Consider the following 16,607-nt stretch of genomic DNA (forward strand, 5'->3'; position numbering starts at 1 on the left):
TTTTCTTTTCCGGAGTGCAGCGATGATAAGTCTCTTCAGGTAAGGAGTGAACGGTATGGAGATATCAAAAGCCAAGATTATTTTTTTCAGCCCTACATACAGCACAGAGAAGATCACAAAGCTTCTGGGGAATGTCTGGGGAGAGGAGTCGTGCGAGGCCATCGACATTTCACGTTACCCAGATGCCGGAAAGCATTATGAATTTCAAAGCGATGAGATTGTCTATTTCGGCGTCCCATCCTATGGGGGACGCGTTCCGGCTCCTGCGGTCCAAAGATTTCGTAATATGAAAGGAAACGGGGCACCGATCGTTCTTGTGGCCGTGTTCGGAAACCGCGATTATGACGATACCCTGTTGGAGTTAAAAGACCTGGCAGAGGAACAGGGGTTTGTCCCGGCAGCGGCAGTGGCGGCGGTGGCAGAGCATTCCATCATGCGGCAGTATGCGGCGGGAAGGCCGGATGAACTGGATCAAAAAGAGTTACAGGAATACGCGGAAAAGATTCAGGCGAAACTCAAAGCAGCAGAGGAGCCCAAACAGCTGAGTCCGTTGTCCGTAAAAGGAAACCGGCCGTACCGAGAATACAACGGGGTCCCTATGAAGCCGTCTGCCGGTAAGCAGTGCACAAAATGTGGAGTCTGTGCAGTACAGTGTCCAGTGGGAGCGATTTCCCCGGAAAAGCCGGATGAGACGGACAGAGACAAATGTATCTCCTGCATGAGGTGTATTGCGGTATGTCCGCAGCATGCCCGGAGTGTCAGCAGGCCTGTCCTGATGGCCGCGTCCATGAAGCTGAAAAAGGCCTGTGCCAATCCAAAGAGAAATGAGTTGATGTTATGAAACCGGAATTGATCTTGTTGGGCACCGGAAACGCCATGGTCACCAAGTGCTATAACACGTGTTTTGCTATACATCATGAGGACGAATATCTCTTGGTGGATGCCGGTGGAGGAAACGGGATCCTTGCTCAGATCGAAAGGGCGGAGATACCGTTCGGGCAGATCCGTCACATGTTTCTGACTCATGCCCACACGGACCACATACTGGGAGCGGTGTGGATGGTCAGAAAGATCGCATCCATGATGATCTCTGAAACATATTACGGACGTTTTACGATTTACTGCCATAGGGAGGCCGCTCATATCTTAAAAGAAATCTGCCGTCTCACCCTTGCCGGAAAGTTTTTAAGGCTTCTGGACAGCAAGATCCTGATCCAGGAAGTGGAGGACGGAGAGAAGAGGGAGATGTCCGGATTCACAGTCCGGTTTTTTGATATTCAGTCTACGAAGGCCAGACAGTTTGGATTCCGGGCAGACTGGCAGGACGGGATCTCTCTGGCATGCCTGGGGGATGAGCCGTATAACAGTGTCTGCAGAGCTTACGTGGAAGGTGCCGACTGGCTGATGTGTGAGGCGTTTTGTCTGTACGGCATGCGGGATATATTCCAGCCGTATGAAAAGCACCACAGCACGGCGTTGGATGCGGGCAATCTGGCCGAGAAACTGAGGGTTAAGAATCTGGTGCTTTATCATACAGAGGATACCGACTTGGCAAACAGAAAAAGGCAATATACAAAAGAGGCAGAACTGATATTTTCAGGAAATGTTTTTGTGCCGGATGATCTGGAAGTATTAAAGCTTTGAAGACTGGGCTCAGCAGCTTAAGTTGTTCAAATAGTGGCGGAAGATTTTTGCATGTATCTTCTCGTCCATAGCAATACGATTCAGCACGGCACAGACAAACTGATCCTGTATCTTAGAGGCAGTCTCCAGATAAAAGTTGGCGGCTGCCTCTTCTGCTTCTACGTTGTCCTTCATGGCCTTCCGGATATTGTGTGTGTAGCCGGGAGCATTTCCAGTCCAGCATTGGCAGGTGTCCTGCGCAAAACTGGGGTCACCGCCCAGAAGTGTCACAAGGGTTCCAAGCATCTGCAGATGGTGCATTTCTACGTTGGCGATTTTTGAGATGGTTTCGGCCAGGGAAGTATGCTTCTGAAAGAAGATCCAGTTCTGATAAATATATGTGGTGATCGCAGTCAGCTCACTGGACTGGGCTCTCAGCGCAGGCACGATCATGTCAGCATAGCGTGGGTTTCTGCGTGCAACTTTAATAGGCGGATAAGGACGGGAGTCAGTGACTGCCGGTTTGTAAGAATCAGAAAATGTCATAAGAAAAATTCCTTTGCTGTTTCAGTTGTTTTTATAGTATGCCAAGGCAGGGAAACAGTGAATCTATGTTATGAGTTATTTACCACTATTTAAGTCACGCTTTTGAAATGCGCTCCTCCAATAGTGGCAAATAACTTTGGTAAAGCGGCTCCTTTTGCTTCTATCATTTTCGTTTTGTGTGTTTTCTCTAAACGTTACAAATTCGTTCAGGCTTACTGACAGTTCGTTAGAGAATAGATGAAATTTATAAAAACAAAAGGTGCCCTTCTGGGTATAATAAAACGGACTGAAAGCAGATGTGGTGTTGAAGGAGGATAGGGCGTGGAAGACAAAACGGCAGGAGAAAATGTAAAAATTGAATACGATAACAGAAATCTTCTAGGTGAGACTGTGGTCATCCGTCTGGATGAGGATTTCACAGTACTCAGCGGAAGCCCGGAGTTCTTTCTCTCTTATGGAAAACAGGAGCGGTTCCAGGAGGACGGAGGATACAGTCTTTATGATGAAGACCGGGGCTGGGTCATGGACATGTTCTATGAAAAGGCTGCAAATGGTGATCCGGTCAGTGCGGAGTTCCGTCTGAAGACGGCCTGCAATTCCATCAGGTGGGTGCACTGTGAGGGCAAGAAGACTGGCGAGGAAAAAGGATATCCTATCTATCAATTCGTTGTATTCGACGTGACGGAGCAGATTCAGAAACAGCTGGAGTATCGTCTTGCGGCGGAGAGTTCTGTGGATGTCTTGTTTGAGTACCTGCCAGAGAAGGATACACTTACCAGCCATGAGAGCCAGAAGATGGGCGGCAGAGAATATACGATTCAGGGATATATGCAGAATCTGAAGGGGTTGAAGATCGTTCATCCAGATGACCAGAAACTGGTGGAGGACATGATGAACGGAAGGATCAACAGTGCCCAGATCCGCATTAGGTACCCAGAAGAAGACAGCTACACGTGGACGCTGATGCAGGGGGATGCCCTAAGAGAGAATGGAAGGGTCCAAAAGGTCATAGGAACCTTAAAAAATATATCCGATGAGATGGCAAGGGCTCAGGAATTAAAAAAACTGGAGAGGGAATCCCAGATCATGGCCGCCAGCATTCTTACCATGTACGGAGAGCTGATCGTACTAGACTTAAAGACCAGAAAGTACATGGTGCACAAAGCTGACGATTCCACGCAAGCAACTCTGGAGACAACACAAGCCGCAGATTTTGCGGAGGATAACCGGAAATATGCCATGGCTTTGATTCACCCTGAGGACCGGCAGAGATTTTTTGATTTCTTTAATCTGGACTTCATGAAGGAACAGATCGATCTTGGACAGAGAAAGTTCTTTACACAAGTCCGGAGAAAAAATGGAGCTGGAGAATACCGGTGGTGCGAGATGATCGGAACTGCCATAAAAAATCATGAGAATGACGAATATAATATACTTCTAACATTCCGGGACATCGACGAGTTAAGACAGGCGAAACAGGAAAAAGAGCAGGCCGAGCACAGGTTTATCTCGGCAGTTAATGCATTTTATGACGCGATTTATGAGTATGAACTTCACACAGGGGAGATCCAGGTCTGGAAGGATATCCCAAGCGATGAAAAACCGATGATCACCAAGCTGATTAAAAATGGGGTCATGGATGAACGGCAGTATGGAATTCATCCGGATTACTATCAGGAGTTTGATGAAAAGCTTGGAAGAAAAAGTCTGATCCACTTCTTTGAAACCGGACAGGAATCTGTGTCGTCCGAAACCCTGTACCTATGTGAAGACGGGGCCTACCGATGGTATGATACACAGATCCAGCTATTAGACCGGGATGCGCAGAAGACCCGTGTCATGGTCTGCTTTAAAAACGTGGACGATGTGAGGAAGGAAGAAGAGAGGAAGAAGGAAGTACTAAGAGGAGCTCTTGCCCTGGCGGAAGAGTCCAACAACGCCAAATCAGATTTTCTTTCCAGGATGTCCCATGATATCCGTACGCCGATGAACGCCATCATTGGGATGACGGCCATCGCCGAGGCAAGTGTGGACGATCCGGGACAGGTCAGGAACTGTTTACGTAAGATTCATGAATCAGCAGACTTCCTGCTGGCTCTGATCAACGACGTACTGGATATGTCAAAGATTGAGAGTGGTAAGATGAACATTGTCGCTGAGCCGTTTTGGATCCGGCAGCTGATTCGTGGCGCGGCAGATATGTGCCGGGAGCAGTCAGAACAAAAAAAACAGAGGCTGCTCTGCGAGACAGGATCCGGCACTGATCACTGTTATCTAGGGGATACCCTTAGACTGAACCAGATACTGATGAACCTTCTAACCAATGCTGTGAAATATACAGGTGAGGGAGGAACCGTCCGGGTAAGTGCAGAGCGGATCCGGGAAGGCCGGAAAGCGGATGTCATCAGGATCAGGGTGGAGGACAACGGTATCGGTATTTCTGAGGAATTTCAAAAGAAGATCTTTCAGCCGTTTGAGCAGGAAGATGCGGGGGCAGGCAGGGTATTTGAGGGCAGCGGTCTCGGGCTGTCTATTACCCAGAATCTGGTTCATCTGATGAACGGTCAGATATCCCTGACCAGCCGTCTCGGGGAGGGAAGCTGTTTTGATGTAACACTTCCAATGCTGAAGGCTGAGGAAGAGGAGAAAATCCCAGAAGATGGGGAGACAGAGACCAAAGAGAAATTCCACTTTCGGGGAGAGAAAATCCTGATCGTGGAGGATAACGAACTGAACCGGGAGATCGCAGTGACGCTGCTTGAGATGGCCGGACTGGAGACAGAAACTGCTGTAGATGGAAAAGATGCGGTAGACAAGTATACAGATTCTGATATAGGATACTATCAGGCCGTATTAATGGATATACGGATGCCGGTGATGGATGGGCTGGAGGCTGTCAGGCGCATCAGAAACCTGAAAAGGGAGGATGCGGCGGTACCGGTGATCGCTATGACCGCCAATGCGTTCAGAGACGAGCAGCTTCAGGCGGAAAAAGCCGGCATGACCGCGTACCTGACAAAACCTGTGGAGGCCAGAGTGCTCTATAAAGTCCTTTGGAAATGCCTGGGGTACTGACTGTGAAGGAACCTTGTGGAAAGGCGCTGCATATTATAAAAGCATTGAGATAATAAGGATGTAGAGGCACATGAAGCAACTGAAAATCGAACAAACGGCAATGAGAGTTTCCGTTAACAGCATTCTTGTAAACTTGGTTTTGTCTGCATTTAAGCTGTTTGCAGGAGTGGCGGCCAGATCCGGTGCTATGATATCGGATGCAGCCCATTCCGCATCGGATGTGTTCAGCACTGTCATTGTTCTGGCAGGCGTTGCTATGGCCTCCAAGGAAGCTGATGAAAAGCATCAGTATGGGCATGAACGGATGGAATGTGTGGCCGCGATCCTCCTTGGGGCAGTGCTTTTTCTTACCGGGATCTTCATAGGGGCCGCCGGGCTTCAAAAGATCTTCGGAGGTGGCTATGATAAGCTTACTGTGCCGGGAACTCTGGCCATGGTGGCTGCCCTAATCTCTATTGCGGTCAAGGAAGGAATGTACTGGTATACCAGAAATGCGGCAGTGAAAACAGATTCCGGGGCACTGATGGCAGATGCATGGCATCACCGCTCAGATGCACTGTCCTCCGTGGGAAGTTTTATTGGTATCCTGGGTGCGAGGATAGGTTTCCCGGTGCTGGATCCGCTGGCAAGTGTAGTGATCTGTATTTTCATTATTAAGGCATCCTACGATATTTTTGCAGATTCTATCTGCAAGATGATCGACGAATCCTGCAGCAGGGAGACTGTGGAACAGATGAGACAGGTCATCTTAAGGCAGCCCGAGGTAAAAGGAATTGACGATATCCGTACCAGAAAGTTCGGGGCCAGAGTATATGTAGATGTGGAGATCTGTATGGACGGCTCTCTGACCTTAAAACAGGCTCATGAAACTGCGGAGAAAGTCCACCTGAAAATAGAGGAAAATTTTGCACCAGTGAAACATTGTATGGTACATGTAAATCCCGTCAAGAATGAGGATGGGGGAATAAAAGAGGAAAAGACAAAATGAAACTGATTTTATCATACTTGAAGAATTATAAAAAGATGTTCGCGCTGAACGTATTTTCGGTCTTCGGTTTTGCCCTGGTTGAGCTAGGGATACCGACCATCGTGGCGTGGATGATCGACAGGGGCGTATCGGCAAAAGACACAACGTTTATTTTTCAGATGGGAGGGGTGATCCTCTTAGTCTCCCTTCTGGGGACCGCAGGGACCATTCTTCTCGGCTACTGCTGTGCTTATCTGTCCACGTCCATCACACGGGATATCCGAAATGATATGTTTGAAAAGACACAGGAATTCTCGCACAGAGAATTTAAGGAATTCGGCACTGCATCTCTGATAACCAGGACAACCAATGATGCTTTCCAGATCCAGATGTTTTTAAACATCCTGTTTCGGACGGCACTGATGACTCCTGTGATGACAGTGGGGAGCATCGTGCTGGTGCTGAAGGCATCCTTAAATCTTTCGATGGTCATTTTAGGGACGATCCCTTTTATCATCGTGGGAGTCATCATTGTGGCAAAACGCTCGGAGCTTCTGAGCGAACGCCAGCAGTCCTCGCTGGAATGGATCAACCGGATCTCTAAAGAAAATATCAGCGGGATTCGGGTCATCCGTGCGTTTACCAATGACCGGCATGAAAAAGAACGGTTTGACGGGGCAAATAGTGCTTATATGGGATATTCCAAAAAGCTCTTTAAGCTCATGTCTGTGACACAGCCGGCCTTTTATTTCCTGATGAATCTGGCTGGTATGCTCATCTACTGGATTTCCAGCGTTATGATTCAGCAGGGAGGGCTGAATATCGGACAGCTGGTAGCCTTTATGGATTACCTGTTTCATGTGATGTTCTCTATTATGCTGTTCTGCCTGGTATTTATGATGTATCCAAAAGCCGCTGTCAGCGCAAAGAGGATCTCCAAAGTATTTGACGCAGTGCCTGCGGTGGACGGCAGTCCAAATGATACGGCTGGGAAGATCCCTGTTGATGAGATTCAATTTGACCATGTGACGTTTGCATATCCTGACGGAGAAGAGGCGGTGCTCACCGATGTATCTTTTACCGTGAAAAAGGGAGAGACCATTGCCTTTATCGGCAGTACAGGTTCAGGAAAAAGTACACTGATCAACCTTGTGCCGCGGGCCTATGATGTATCCGGCGGAAGGGTGTTGGTCAACGGAAAAGACATCAGGGAGATGGACCTTAAATCCCTGAGAAATTCCATCGGTTTTATCCCGCAGAAGGCGCTTCTTTTCTCAGGCAGCATTGCGGATAATTTGAAGTTCGGAAAAGAAGATGCATCCATGGAAGAGATGGAGGAAGCTGCACGGACAGCCCAGGCCTATGATTTCATCATGGAAAAAGGCGGGTTTGAAGTCCAGATTACGGAGAATGCCACAAACGTATCCGGAGGGCAGAGGCAGAGGCTTTCCATCGCCAGGGCGCTTGTGAGAAAACCGGAAGTTTATATATTTGACGATTCTTTTTCTGCACTGGATTTTAAGACCGACGCAAAACTGAGAAGAGAACTGAAAAAGACACTGGGGAACGCTATCATGATGGTGGTGGCTCAGAGGATCACCAGCATCATGGATGCGGATAAGATCATGGTGCTCAATGAAGGACGGGTCGTAGGATCCGGCACCCACAGGGAGCTATTAAAGAGCTGTAAGATCTATCAGGAGATTGCCGCATCCCAGCTGGATAAGGAGGAACTGGCCGATGATTAAAAAACTGAAGCAGGCAGGAGCGGTCCTTAAGAAATTAAAACCATTTATTGCTCCATACAAATGGGGGTTCCTTGGGACTGTCGTGACGGCGGTCATCAGTGTGGCCGCCATGACATCGGCGCCGAGGATCGAGGGAATGATCACGACCCAGCTGGCTAAGGATGCATCGGACATCGCGGGGAAGATCCCCGGGGCAGGGGTCCATTTTGATGTGATCCTTAAGATTCTCTTGATTCTGGCCGTGATTTATATCATTAAGATGGGAACACAGATCATCAGCATGTTCCTGCTGACCAATTCCATCCAGAGTGCCATGCATGATATGAGGAACGCGGTGCAGGATAAGATCCGAAGGCTGCCGGTCAAATATTTTGATACCCACAGCTTCGGGGACACCTTAAGCCGGGTGACCAACGACATTGATTCTGTGTCCAACGGACTGCAGCAGAGTTTCATCCAGGTGGTCAGCGGCGTACTGACCCTGGTTCTGGTCCTTGTGATGGTGTTTACCATCCAGCCGGTGATGGCATGGCTGGTGGTTCTGATCATCCCTGTCAGCATACTCATCAGCATCGCTGTGGTAAAAAGGAGCCAGAAACAGTTCAAGGCCCAACAGGATTCGCTGGGAGAACTGAACGGAGCCATCACGGAGCTTTACACAGGATACAATGAGATCCTTTTGTTCGGCAGGCAGAAGCCTTCCCAGGAGCGGTTCCGGGAGATTAACGGAAGACTCCAGAAACATGCGCTGAAGGCACAGTTTATATCTTCCATTATGAGCCCGCTCATCTCTCTGAGTGTTTACCTGTGCATCGGCGGCGTGGCAGTTTCGGGCACAGTCTTTGTAATCCAGGGGATGCTCACGGTGGGAAATCTTCAGGCATTTATCCGTTATATCTGGCAGTGCAACGAACCTCTCTCTCAGGTGGCGCAGCTTTCCGCCCAGATCCAGGCAGCTTTTGCGGGTCTTAAGAGAATATTTGAGATCTTGGATGAGCCGGAGGAAGTCCCTGATCCAGATCCAGGCGTCCAGTTGACACAGATCAAGGGAAATGTGGAGTTTGACCATGTATCCTTTGGATACGGAGATACACCGGTGATCCGGGACTTGGATATCAAGATCAAGAACGGGCAGATGGTGGCCATCGTGGGTCCTACAGGAGCGGGAAAAACGACCATCATTAACCTTCTGCTCCGGTTTTATGACACGGACAGCGGAAGGATCCTGATCGACGGTGTGGACATCAGAACCATGAAAAGGGAAGATTTAAGGAGCATGTTCGGTATGGTCCTCCAGGATACCTGGCTTTTTTCGGGAAGCATATATGAAAATATCAGATATGGAAGACTGGACGCCAGAAAGGACGAGGTGATCGACGCGGCCAAGACGGCCAATGTCCACCACTTTATCCGCACGCTTCCAAAAGGATATGATATGGAGATTGATGAGGAGGGCAGCAATATCTCCCAGGGAGAGAAGCAGCTGCTGACCATCGCGAGGGCTGTGCTGAAAGATCCTAAGATTCTGATCCTGGATGAGGCCACCTCGTCCGTGGATACAAGGCTGGAGAAAATGCTGCAGGAGGCCATGCACAAACTTTTGGCAGGCAGGACCAGCTTTGTCATCGCCCACAGGCTCTCCACCATAAAAAACGCAGATTTAATCCTTGTTTTGAAGGAAGGACAGATCGTTGAGACCGGCACCCACCAGGAGCTTTTAGAAAAGAAGGGATATTATGAACAATTGTACCACTCACAGTTTTCCGTGTGATTTATGAGCACCATTTCTTGTCTGTACACATACAATATTGTGAAGGTGATTGATTTATGATCGCTTTCATATACCAGACAAGAGAGGACGAAATTATGGCGGATAAATGTAATAAATATCATTGTAATCCTAATCCCTGTGGCGGAGGATGCACACACTGCGGCTGTAACTGCGGCGGCAGCGAACCAGCGGATCCCACACCGGATCCTGGTTTAGGATTTGGCTCCCTAAGGGGAACCACGATAGAAGTACCCGGGGCAGAGCTGGAGAGCATGCCGTTTAATTTGGCTGGACCGTTATCAGATACGGTGACAGTCAGTCAAAGCGGCAATGGGTTAGTAGTCGGAGAAAGCGGGGTTTATCAGATATCTTTATCAGTCAGCGCCGAGGCTACAGCCGAGCCGGATGCGGATCAACCATATTTGACCGCGCTGATTACAGTCAACGGAGATGCAGCTTTCGGCGATATCTCCACTTACTTTATGATATTAAACCGGAGCAGTTCAACGTTTGTCGTTCAAGCTGCCTTGTCAGCCGGAGATGAAGTGGGAGCAGGCATCAGTTCAAATTTCCTTCCCTTAGGATATATGAACCGCTCCTTATCCATTGTAAAGCTCAGCAATTAATATAATAAATACGGGGCTGCCCACTGAAAACAAATTGTATTCAGTGGGCAGCCCCGTTTTTTATTCCATCGGAAAGTTCTTCGAACCTCCCTATGGAACAAAAAAGCCCTACGGGCATTATGCACACAAATGCGTGAAGAAATTATTTGACTACGTCAAATCGCATTTGGCGCGTAAAGCGGAACAAGTCCCTCATGATTGAGGGATTTAGGGAGTTGAAGCGGACCTGCCCGCTTTCGTTTCGTTGTAAGATTATAGAAGGCTGTTTAAGACCTTCAGATGTTTGAGGGCATGAAAGATGCCGTCCTCTTTAAAGTGCCGAGTGACATAGTCGGCGGCTTTTCTTGCGGCGCTGGTTCCGTTCTCCATGGCAACCGCAGTCCCTGCAGCTTCAAACATATGGACATCGTTGTCCCCGTCCCCGAAAGCGTAACTGTCATCCTGGGAAAATCCAAGGGCATTGGTCACGTAGGCCACGGCATGTCCTTTGTTAAACGAGACGCTGGACACATCGGCGGAGCCGTCAAAGTGATCATTGATGATATACTTGCCGTCAAAATTCCGCTTGATGGTCTTTAAGTGATCTTTATCCTTGTAGATAATGTCAAACGCATAGGCCTTCACATCGTGGATATCCCACTGGTTCTCATGGATGACATCGATGGATTCATAGGGTCTTGTATGTCCGTACAGGTAAAGAGGGTTCCCGTGGTAAACGATGCCGTCTCCAAGAAGGCAGTAGGCACACTGGGAGGCTTTGCACAGTTTGATGATCTCTTTGAGTTCATCGATGGTGAAGCTGTTGTCCAGCAGGATGCTGTCGTTATGTTCTATGCGCCTTCCGTTGGCAGCGATAAATCCGTCTGCAAGGCCGGAAAACATGCGCCTTATATATCCCGCAGGCCTGCCAGATGCGATCATGACAGTGTGTCCATTGGATCTCAGCTCCCTAAGGGCCTTTTTGTTCGAGGGAAGGATACCTTCCTGGTCTGCAAGTGTCCCGTCGATGTCAAAAAATAATATTTTATTGGACATAACATGCTACCTCCATTCTGATTGCAGATATTATACCATATATGAGGGGAAATGTGCCACTTACCAAGCAATTTTAACCTGTTGGCTGTTTTGCGTGTACAGCGGGGCAGGCTCTGATATAATGAAAGACGTGGAGATGAAAAGATGAAGATACGAATTGAGATTGACGAAAATTTAGCGGAAGAAGAGGTCGTCATACGGTGCCAAAACCTGGATGATAAGATCCGGAAGGTACAAAACGCGGTCCAGGAAACCGTGTCCAAGATGCAGACCATCGTGTTTTCCAAAGGTGAGCAGGAGTATTATTTTCCACTCTCCAAGGTCCTGTTTTTTGAGACAGACGGAAACACCATCCATGTGCATACGGCGGATGATATCTATGAGACAAGGTACCGTCTGTATGAGTTGGAGGAGATGCTGCCGGGTTCTTTTATGAGGATCTCAAAGTCAGCAGTGGTCAACACCCATAAGATATATTCTATCAGCCGGGGATTGTCTGCTTCAGGCGTTATACAGTTTGAGAACACACATAAGCAGGTTTATGTATCGAGGCTTTATCTGAAACCGTTAAAACAAAAATTAGAAGAAAAGAGGATTGGGAAATGAAAAAAGAAAAGATTTTTTGGGGATTATTTTTTATTCTGGGAGCCATATTCATTCTTTGCAGCAGATTGGGTTATCTTAAGGATATCAGCGTCTTCAGCCTTCTGTTGACCATATTCTTTGCGGCAATGCTGATCAAAAGCCTGCTGCATCTGGAGTATACAGGGATTTTGTTTTCTATCGCGTTTATATGTATCATTTATGCCAGACCGCTTGGTATCACTGCCATTACACCTTGGCCGGTGCTGGGAGCTGCGCTGCTGGGAAGTATTGGATGCCATATGCTGTTTCCTTCAAGGCACAGAAGATGGAAGGAATGGCACAGCGATGAGCCGTTTGAGTCAGTCATTGATGAGGACGACGGAACCTCGGTTTATCACAGGACGTCTTTTGGCTCCACGGTCAAATATGTGAATTCTGATGACTTTAAGTATGCCAGACTTGACGCCAGCTTCGGAGCTATCAAAGCGTATTTTGACAATGCCCAGGTTAGAGGCGGTAAGGCGGAGATCAATCTGGATGTCTCTTTTGCGGGTGTGGAGCTTTATATCCCGAAGCATTGGACGGTGATCAACAACGTCAGTGCATTTGCCGGCGCTGTGGATGAAAAAAACAGAAGCCAGAGCGATGGGACCGTCAACGTACATCTGACAGGGGGGATCAATTTCGGAGGAGTTACGGTCATTTATGTGTAACAGAGTAGCTTTTTTTGCCTGCATTCCATTATTTTTTAAATAGGGTAAAAACAGCCGTGTGATCCGGCTGTTTTTTACGTTTATCTCTAAGATTTGTGTTATACTTAACAATATAGTGGAAAATTTTAGATGAATCATAATCGGAGTGTAATATCGGGGGAAGAATCATGGCAGGAAGAGACACAATATTAATCGTTGATGATATGGAGATTAACCGTGTCATATTACGTGGTGTGTTTGAGACAGATTATAATCTTCTGGAGGCAGAAAATGGGCAGCAGGCACTGGTCCTGTTAGAACAGTATCACGCAAGGATCGCGGCTGTGCTGCTGGACCTGGTCATGCCGGTCAAAGACGGATATCAGGTACTAAAAGAGATCGGACAGGACGGCTTGCTCTCAGAATTTCCAGTGGTGGTCATAACGGCAGAGGATTCCGTGGAAAATGAAGTTCAGGTCTTTGATCTGGGAGCTTCTGAGATCATCATGAAACCGTTTGAGCCACATGTGGTGAAGCGGCGTGTCCAGAATATTGTGGAGCTGAATCTGCACCGGCTGAATCAGGAAGAGCTGATCGAGGAACAGGCGGCAAAGCTGAGGGAATCAAATTCTGCTATGATTGACGCACTGTCTTCTATCATTGAGTACCGCAGCGCGGAGACAGGACAGCATATCCGCAGAATCCGTATTTTTACGGAGGCACTGCTGGAGGATGTGGCGGTCAGTTACCCGGAATACGGTCTGGCAGATGCCGATATCCAGATGATCGTCAGCGCCTCCTCCATGCACGATATAGGCAAGATCGCCATACCTGACGCCATTTTAAATAAACCAGGCCGACTGACAAAAGAGGAGTTTGAGATCATGAAGACTCATTCTGTCAAGGGATGTGAGATTCTTGCGGGGCTGGACCGGATGAGTGACCGGAAGTATTTAAGATATGCCTATAATATTTGCCGGTACCATCACGAACGCTGGGATGGAAAGGGATATCCTGACGGGCTTAAGGGAGACAGTATTCCGATCTGTGCCCAGGTGGCGGGGATCGCGGACTGCTACGATGCTCTGACAACAGACAGAGTGTATAAAAAAGCCATTGCGCCGGAGCAGGCGTTTACCATGATCCTGAATGGAGAGTGCGGAACCTTTTCTCCCAAACTTCTAGAGTGCTTTAAAAACGTAAAGGATATTTTTGCCCAGTATTCAAGGAAATATGCGGACAAAATGATTTCCAGGACCGATACCCTAAAGCCGGAACCCTCATCAAAGGCAAACTATGCCGAGGCCATGGATACGCTTCAAATGGGCCAGGCCAAGTATTTTACCCTTCTGCGGTATGTGGATTCAACTGTCATGGAAGTGGACATCGGCACTGGTATCTATCATATGGTGTATACAGCGAATGGGAATTTCAGCGCTCTGAAAACGGGAGATGGGTTCGAGGACAGTATCAGGAACTTTGTCAAAGGCTCCCTGCACCCGGAGGACCGGAATCCTGCGCTTGACTTCCTCGGCCCGGGATTGGAAAGGTTTTTCGAGGACGGCCTGTTGAAGGAGAGCAGGAAGTTCCGTGTTTACAATGAGAGCCTCAGGACATACAGCTGGTGTGAGTGTACCCTTATGAGGGTTTCCGACGGTCATCCTTTTCAGAGAAAAGTGCTTCTCATATGGAAGGACATCCGTCATTCGGATGAGGCGGGGGAGCACCAGGCTGTGCGTATGCCGGGAGTGGGAGCCATTGGACAGACGCTGGGAGGGATACAGCAGTGTTTGAATGATAAGTATTTTACCTTGCTCCAGATCAATGAGGGGCTGGAAAATCTGCTGGGATATAAAGCGGCAGAGATTAAAGAGAGATTTCACAGCCGCTATCTGGAACTAATTTATCCGGCAGACCGGGAAGAAGTGCTGGAACAGACGAAGAAACAGCTGAATGTGGGAAATGCTATTGAACTGGAGTACCGGGTGGTGGCAAAGGACGGCCAGGTCATATGGGTCCTGGATAAAAGCCATCTGGTCACAGGGAGCGATGGCAAAGAGCATATTTTCAGGACGCTGATCAATGTGACCCAGTCCAAGCAGGCTCAGGAGGAACTGAGGCTGACGCTGGAGAGGCATAAGATCATCATGGACCAGTCTAATGACGTAATCTTTGAGTGGGATATGATAAAGGATAAGATGCTGTACTCGTCCAATTGGAAAAAGAAGTTCGGCTATACACCGGTCATGGATGAGGCCAGCACCAGGCTCCTGACACAGTCCCACATCCATCCGGAAGACCTGGAGCCGGTGGAAAAACTACTCAGCCAGATGGGCGGCAGCATGCCTTACGGGGAGATAGAGTTCAGGCTCGCGGACCGGGAGGGGAGTTACCGCTGGTACAAAGCCAAAGCTACAGCCCAGTTTGACCGGTCAGGAAGGGCATTTAAAGCTGTCGGTATCATGACGGATATTGATGCTGAAAAGAGGGCGTCACAGGAACTGGAAGACAAGGCTTCCAGAGACGAACTTACCGGGCTCTATAACAGGAGCACCGCCAGAAAGGAGATCGATCACTATCTTGAGAACAGGAATCCTGAGGAGATGGCGGCCATGATGATCATCGATGTGGATGATTTTAAGATGATCAATGACCGGTATGGACATATGTTCGGGGATGCTGTGCTTCAGGAGACTGCATCGGTGCTCACAAATCTTCTCAGAAAAGAGGACATTATCTCCAGGATCGGAGGCGATGAATTTTTAATCTTTATGAAAGATATAAGAACAGTAGATATATTAAAAAACAGGGCGGAAAAGATCAGGGACTCTTTTCAGTCTATGTTCCAACAGGATAGGACCCCATGTGATTTTTCCAGCAGTATTGGCATTGCGTGCTGCCCGGAGGACGGCACCAGCTTCGAGGAGCTGTTCAGGCGCAGTGACCTGGCACTCTATCACACAAAGTCCAAAGGGAAAAATGGCTATTGTCTTTTTGACAGCTCGCTGACAGAGCAGAGACTTGGATTTCCTGAGCCGGCGGCCACGGCCAGCACAAGGATTGATCCGGCCGGGGAACAGGAAAAGAAGACGGATGACCTGATCGAGCAGATCTTCCGAAAGATTTATGAGGAGAAAGATCTGGAGAGGGCAGTAAGTTCGATTCTTGAGATGGCGGGATCGCGTTTCAGTGTGAGCAGGGCTTATATTTATGAGGAATCTGAGGATGGAAGCAGTTACAGCAATACATTTGAATGGTGTAATCAGGGAGTTGATCCCCAGATGGGGCTCAGGCAGAAGATTTCATATAAGATGCTGTCAAACCAGTACAAGGACAATTTTAACGAGAACGGGATCTTTTACTGTCCCGATATCTCCTTGCTGCCCCGGGATCAGAGGGAAGTTCTGACCCCTCAAGGGACTAAATCCACCCTTCAGTGTGTCATCAGGGACGGAGGGGTCTATAAAGGATTTGTGGGCTTTGACGAATGTGTTATCAGAAGGATGTGGACAAAAGACCAGATCAGTGCATTAACGCTGATCGCAAAGCTTCTATCCATCTTTCTGCTGAAAAAAAGAGCTCAGGATCGAGCGGAAGAAACAGCGTTCAGTTTAAAGACAGCGCTGGATAACCAGAACTCCTGGATTTATATTATCGACCCTGACAGCTACCGGATGAGGTATATTAATCAAAAGACATTAGAAATTGCACCGGACGTGAAAACTGGAATGTACTGCTACGAGGCATTCTTTGGACGGACAGAACCATGTGCGGAGTGCCCTGCAAGAAATATCAGGGAGACCGGGAACAAAACAATAGAGGTTTATAATCCAGTCCTGAAGGTTTGGACAGTGGCGGATGCATCCCTGATCCGGTGGAGAGAACAGGATGCGTGTATGTTATCCTGCCATGATATTTCTCGTTACAAAGATAGTTAAA

The 16,607-nt window shown here is 48.2% G+C and carries 12 protein-coding genes; 10 read left to right on the top strand and 2 right to left on the bottom strand.

The features are described 5' to 3' along the window. The first annotated feature begins 55 nt into the window (after positions 1-55). Positions 56-841, top strand: coding sequence for an EFR1 family ferrodoxin (locus AR1Y2_RS03420; RefSeq protein WP_137327710.1), 786 nt, complete (start codon positions 56-58; stop codon positions 839-841). Beyond that, positions 838-1,644 carry an MBL fold metallo-hydrolase gene (locus AR1Y2_RS03425; RefSeq protein ID WP_137327711.1) on the top strand — a complete coding sequence of 269 codons (807 nt, stop codon included), beginning with the start codon at positions 838-840 and terminating at the stop codon, positions 1,642-1,644. Before AR1Y2_RS03420 ends, AR1Y2_RS03425 begins: the two co-directional genes overlap by 4 nt. A gap of 9 nt (positions 1,645-1,653) precedes the next feature. Here AR1Y2_RS03425 and AR1Y2_RS03430 read toward each other — a convergent pair whose 3' ends face one another. Then, positions 1,654-2,169 (bottom strand): ferritin-like domain-containing protein, encoded by a 516-nt coding sequence (locus AR1Y2_RS03430; protein ID WP_137327712.1) that lies wholly within the window; start codon positions 2,167-2,169, stop codon positions 1,654-1,656. A gap of 321 nt (positions 2,170-2,490) precedes the next feature. Between AR1Y2_RS03430 and AR1Y2_RS03435 the strand changes: the two genes are divergently transcribed. The 5 genes from AR1Y2_RS03435 (at position 2,491) to AR1Y2_RS03455 (ending at position 10,356) form a co-directional block, all read left to right on the top strand. Next, positions 2,491-5,244 (top strand): ATP-binding protein, encoded by a 2,754-nt coding sequence (locus AR1Y2_RS03435; RefSeq protein ID WP_137327713.1) that lies wholly within the window; start codon positions 2,491-2,493, stop codon positions 5,242-5,244. A 70-nt stretch (positions 5,245-5,314) separates the two neighbouring features. Next, positions 5,315-6,232 (top strand): cation diffusion facilitator family transporter, encoded by a 918-nt coding sequence (locus tag AR1Y2_RS03440; protein ID WP_137327714.1) that lies wholly within the window; start codon positions 5,315-5,317, stop codon positions 6,230-6,232. Then, a complete protein-coding gene (locus AR1Y2_RS03445; RefSeq protein ID WP_137327715.1) occupies positions 6,229-7,959 on the top strand; it encodes an ABC transporter ATP-binding protein in 1,731 nt (576 codons plus the stop codon). Before AR1Y2_RS03440 ends, AR1Y2_RS03445 begins: the two co-directional genes overlap by 4 nt. Beyond that, positions 7,952-9,730, top strand: coding sequence for an ABC transporter ATP-binding protein (locus AR1Y2_RS03450; protein ID WP_137327716.1), 1,779 nt, complete (start codon positions 7,952-7,954; stop codon positions 9,728-9,730). The genes AR1Y2_RS03445 and AR1Y2_RS03450 overlap by 8 nt, the downstream gene beginning before the upstream one ends. A 56-nt stretch (positions 9,731-9,786) precedes the next feature. Continuing rightward, on the top strand, positions 9,787-10,356 hold the full coding sequence (locus tag AR1Y2_RS03455) for a hypothetical protein (RefSeq protein ID WP_137327717.1): 570 nt from the start codon (positions 9,787-9,789) through the stop codon (positions 10,354-10,356). 252 nt (positions 10,357-10,608) lie between these two features. Here the strand turns inward: AR1Y2_RS03455 and AR1Y2_RS03460 are convergent, their stop codons facing one another. Further along, complete coding sequence (locus tag AR1Y2_RS03460) at positions 10,609-11,391, bottom strand: HAD family hydrolase (protein ID WP_137327718.1); 783 nt, start codon at positions 11,389-11,391, stop codon at positions 10,609-10,611. Between the two features lie 144 nt (positions 11,392-11,535). Here AR1Y2_RS03460 and AR1Y2_RS03465 point away from each other — a divergent pair, with 144 nt between their 5' ends. The 3 genes from AR1Y2_RS03465 (at position 11,536) to AR1Y2_RS03475 (ending at position 16,606) form a co-directional block, all read left to right on the top strand. After that, positions 11,536-11,997 (top strand): LytTR family DNA-binding domain-containing protein, encoded by a 462-nt coding sequence (locus AR1Y2_RS03465; protein ID WP_137327719.1) that lies wholly within the window; start codon positions 11,536-11,538, stop codon positions 11,995-11,997. Further along, entirely contained in the window at positions 11,994-12,689 is a 696-nt protein-coding gene (locus tag AR1Y2_RS03470) for a LiaF transmembrane domain-containing protein (protein WP_137327720.1), read from the top strand. Before AR1Y2_RS03465 ends, AR1Y2_RS03470 begins: the two co-directional genes overlap by 4 nt. Before the next feature lie 167 nt (positions 12,690-12,856). Further along, positions 12,857-16,606, top strand: a complete 3,750-nt coding sequence (locus tag AR1Y2_RS03475; RefSeq protein ID WP_137327721.1) for a diguanylate cyclase domain-containing protein — start codon at positions 12,857-12,859, stop codon at positions 16,604-16,606. Position 16,607: the final 1 nt, after the last annotated feature.

Origin of the sequence: Anaerostipes rhamnosivorans (genome assembly GCF_005280655.1) — a bacterium.
Taxonomy (GTDB): Bacteria; Bacillota; Clostridia; order Lachnospirales; family Lachnospiraceae; genus Anaerostipes; species Anaerostipes rhamnosivorans.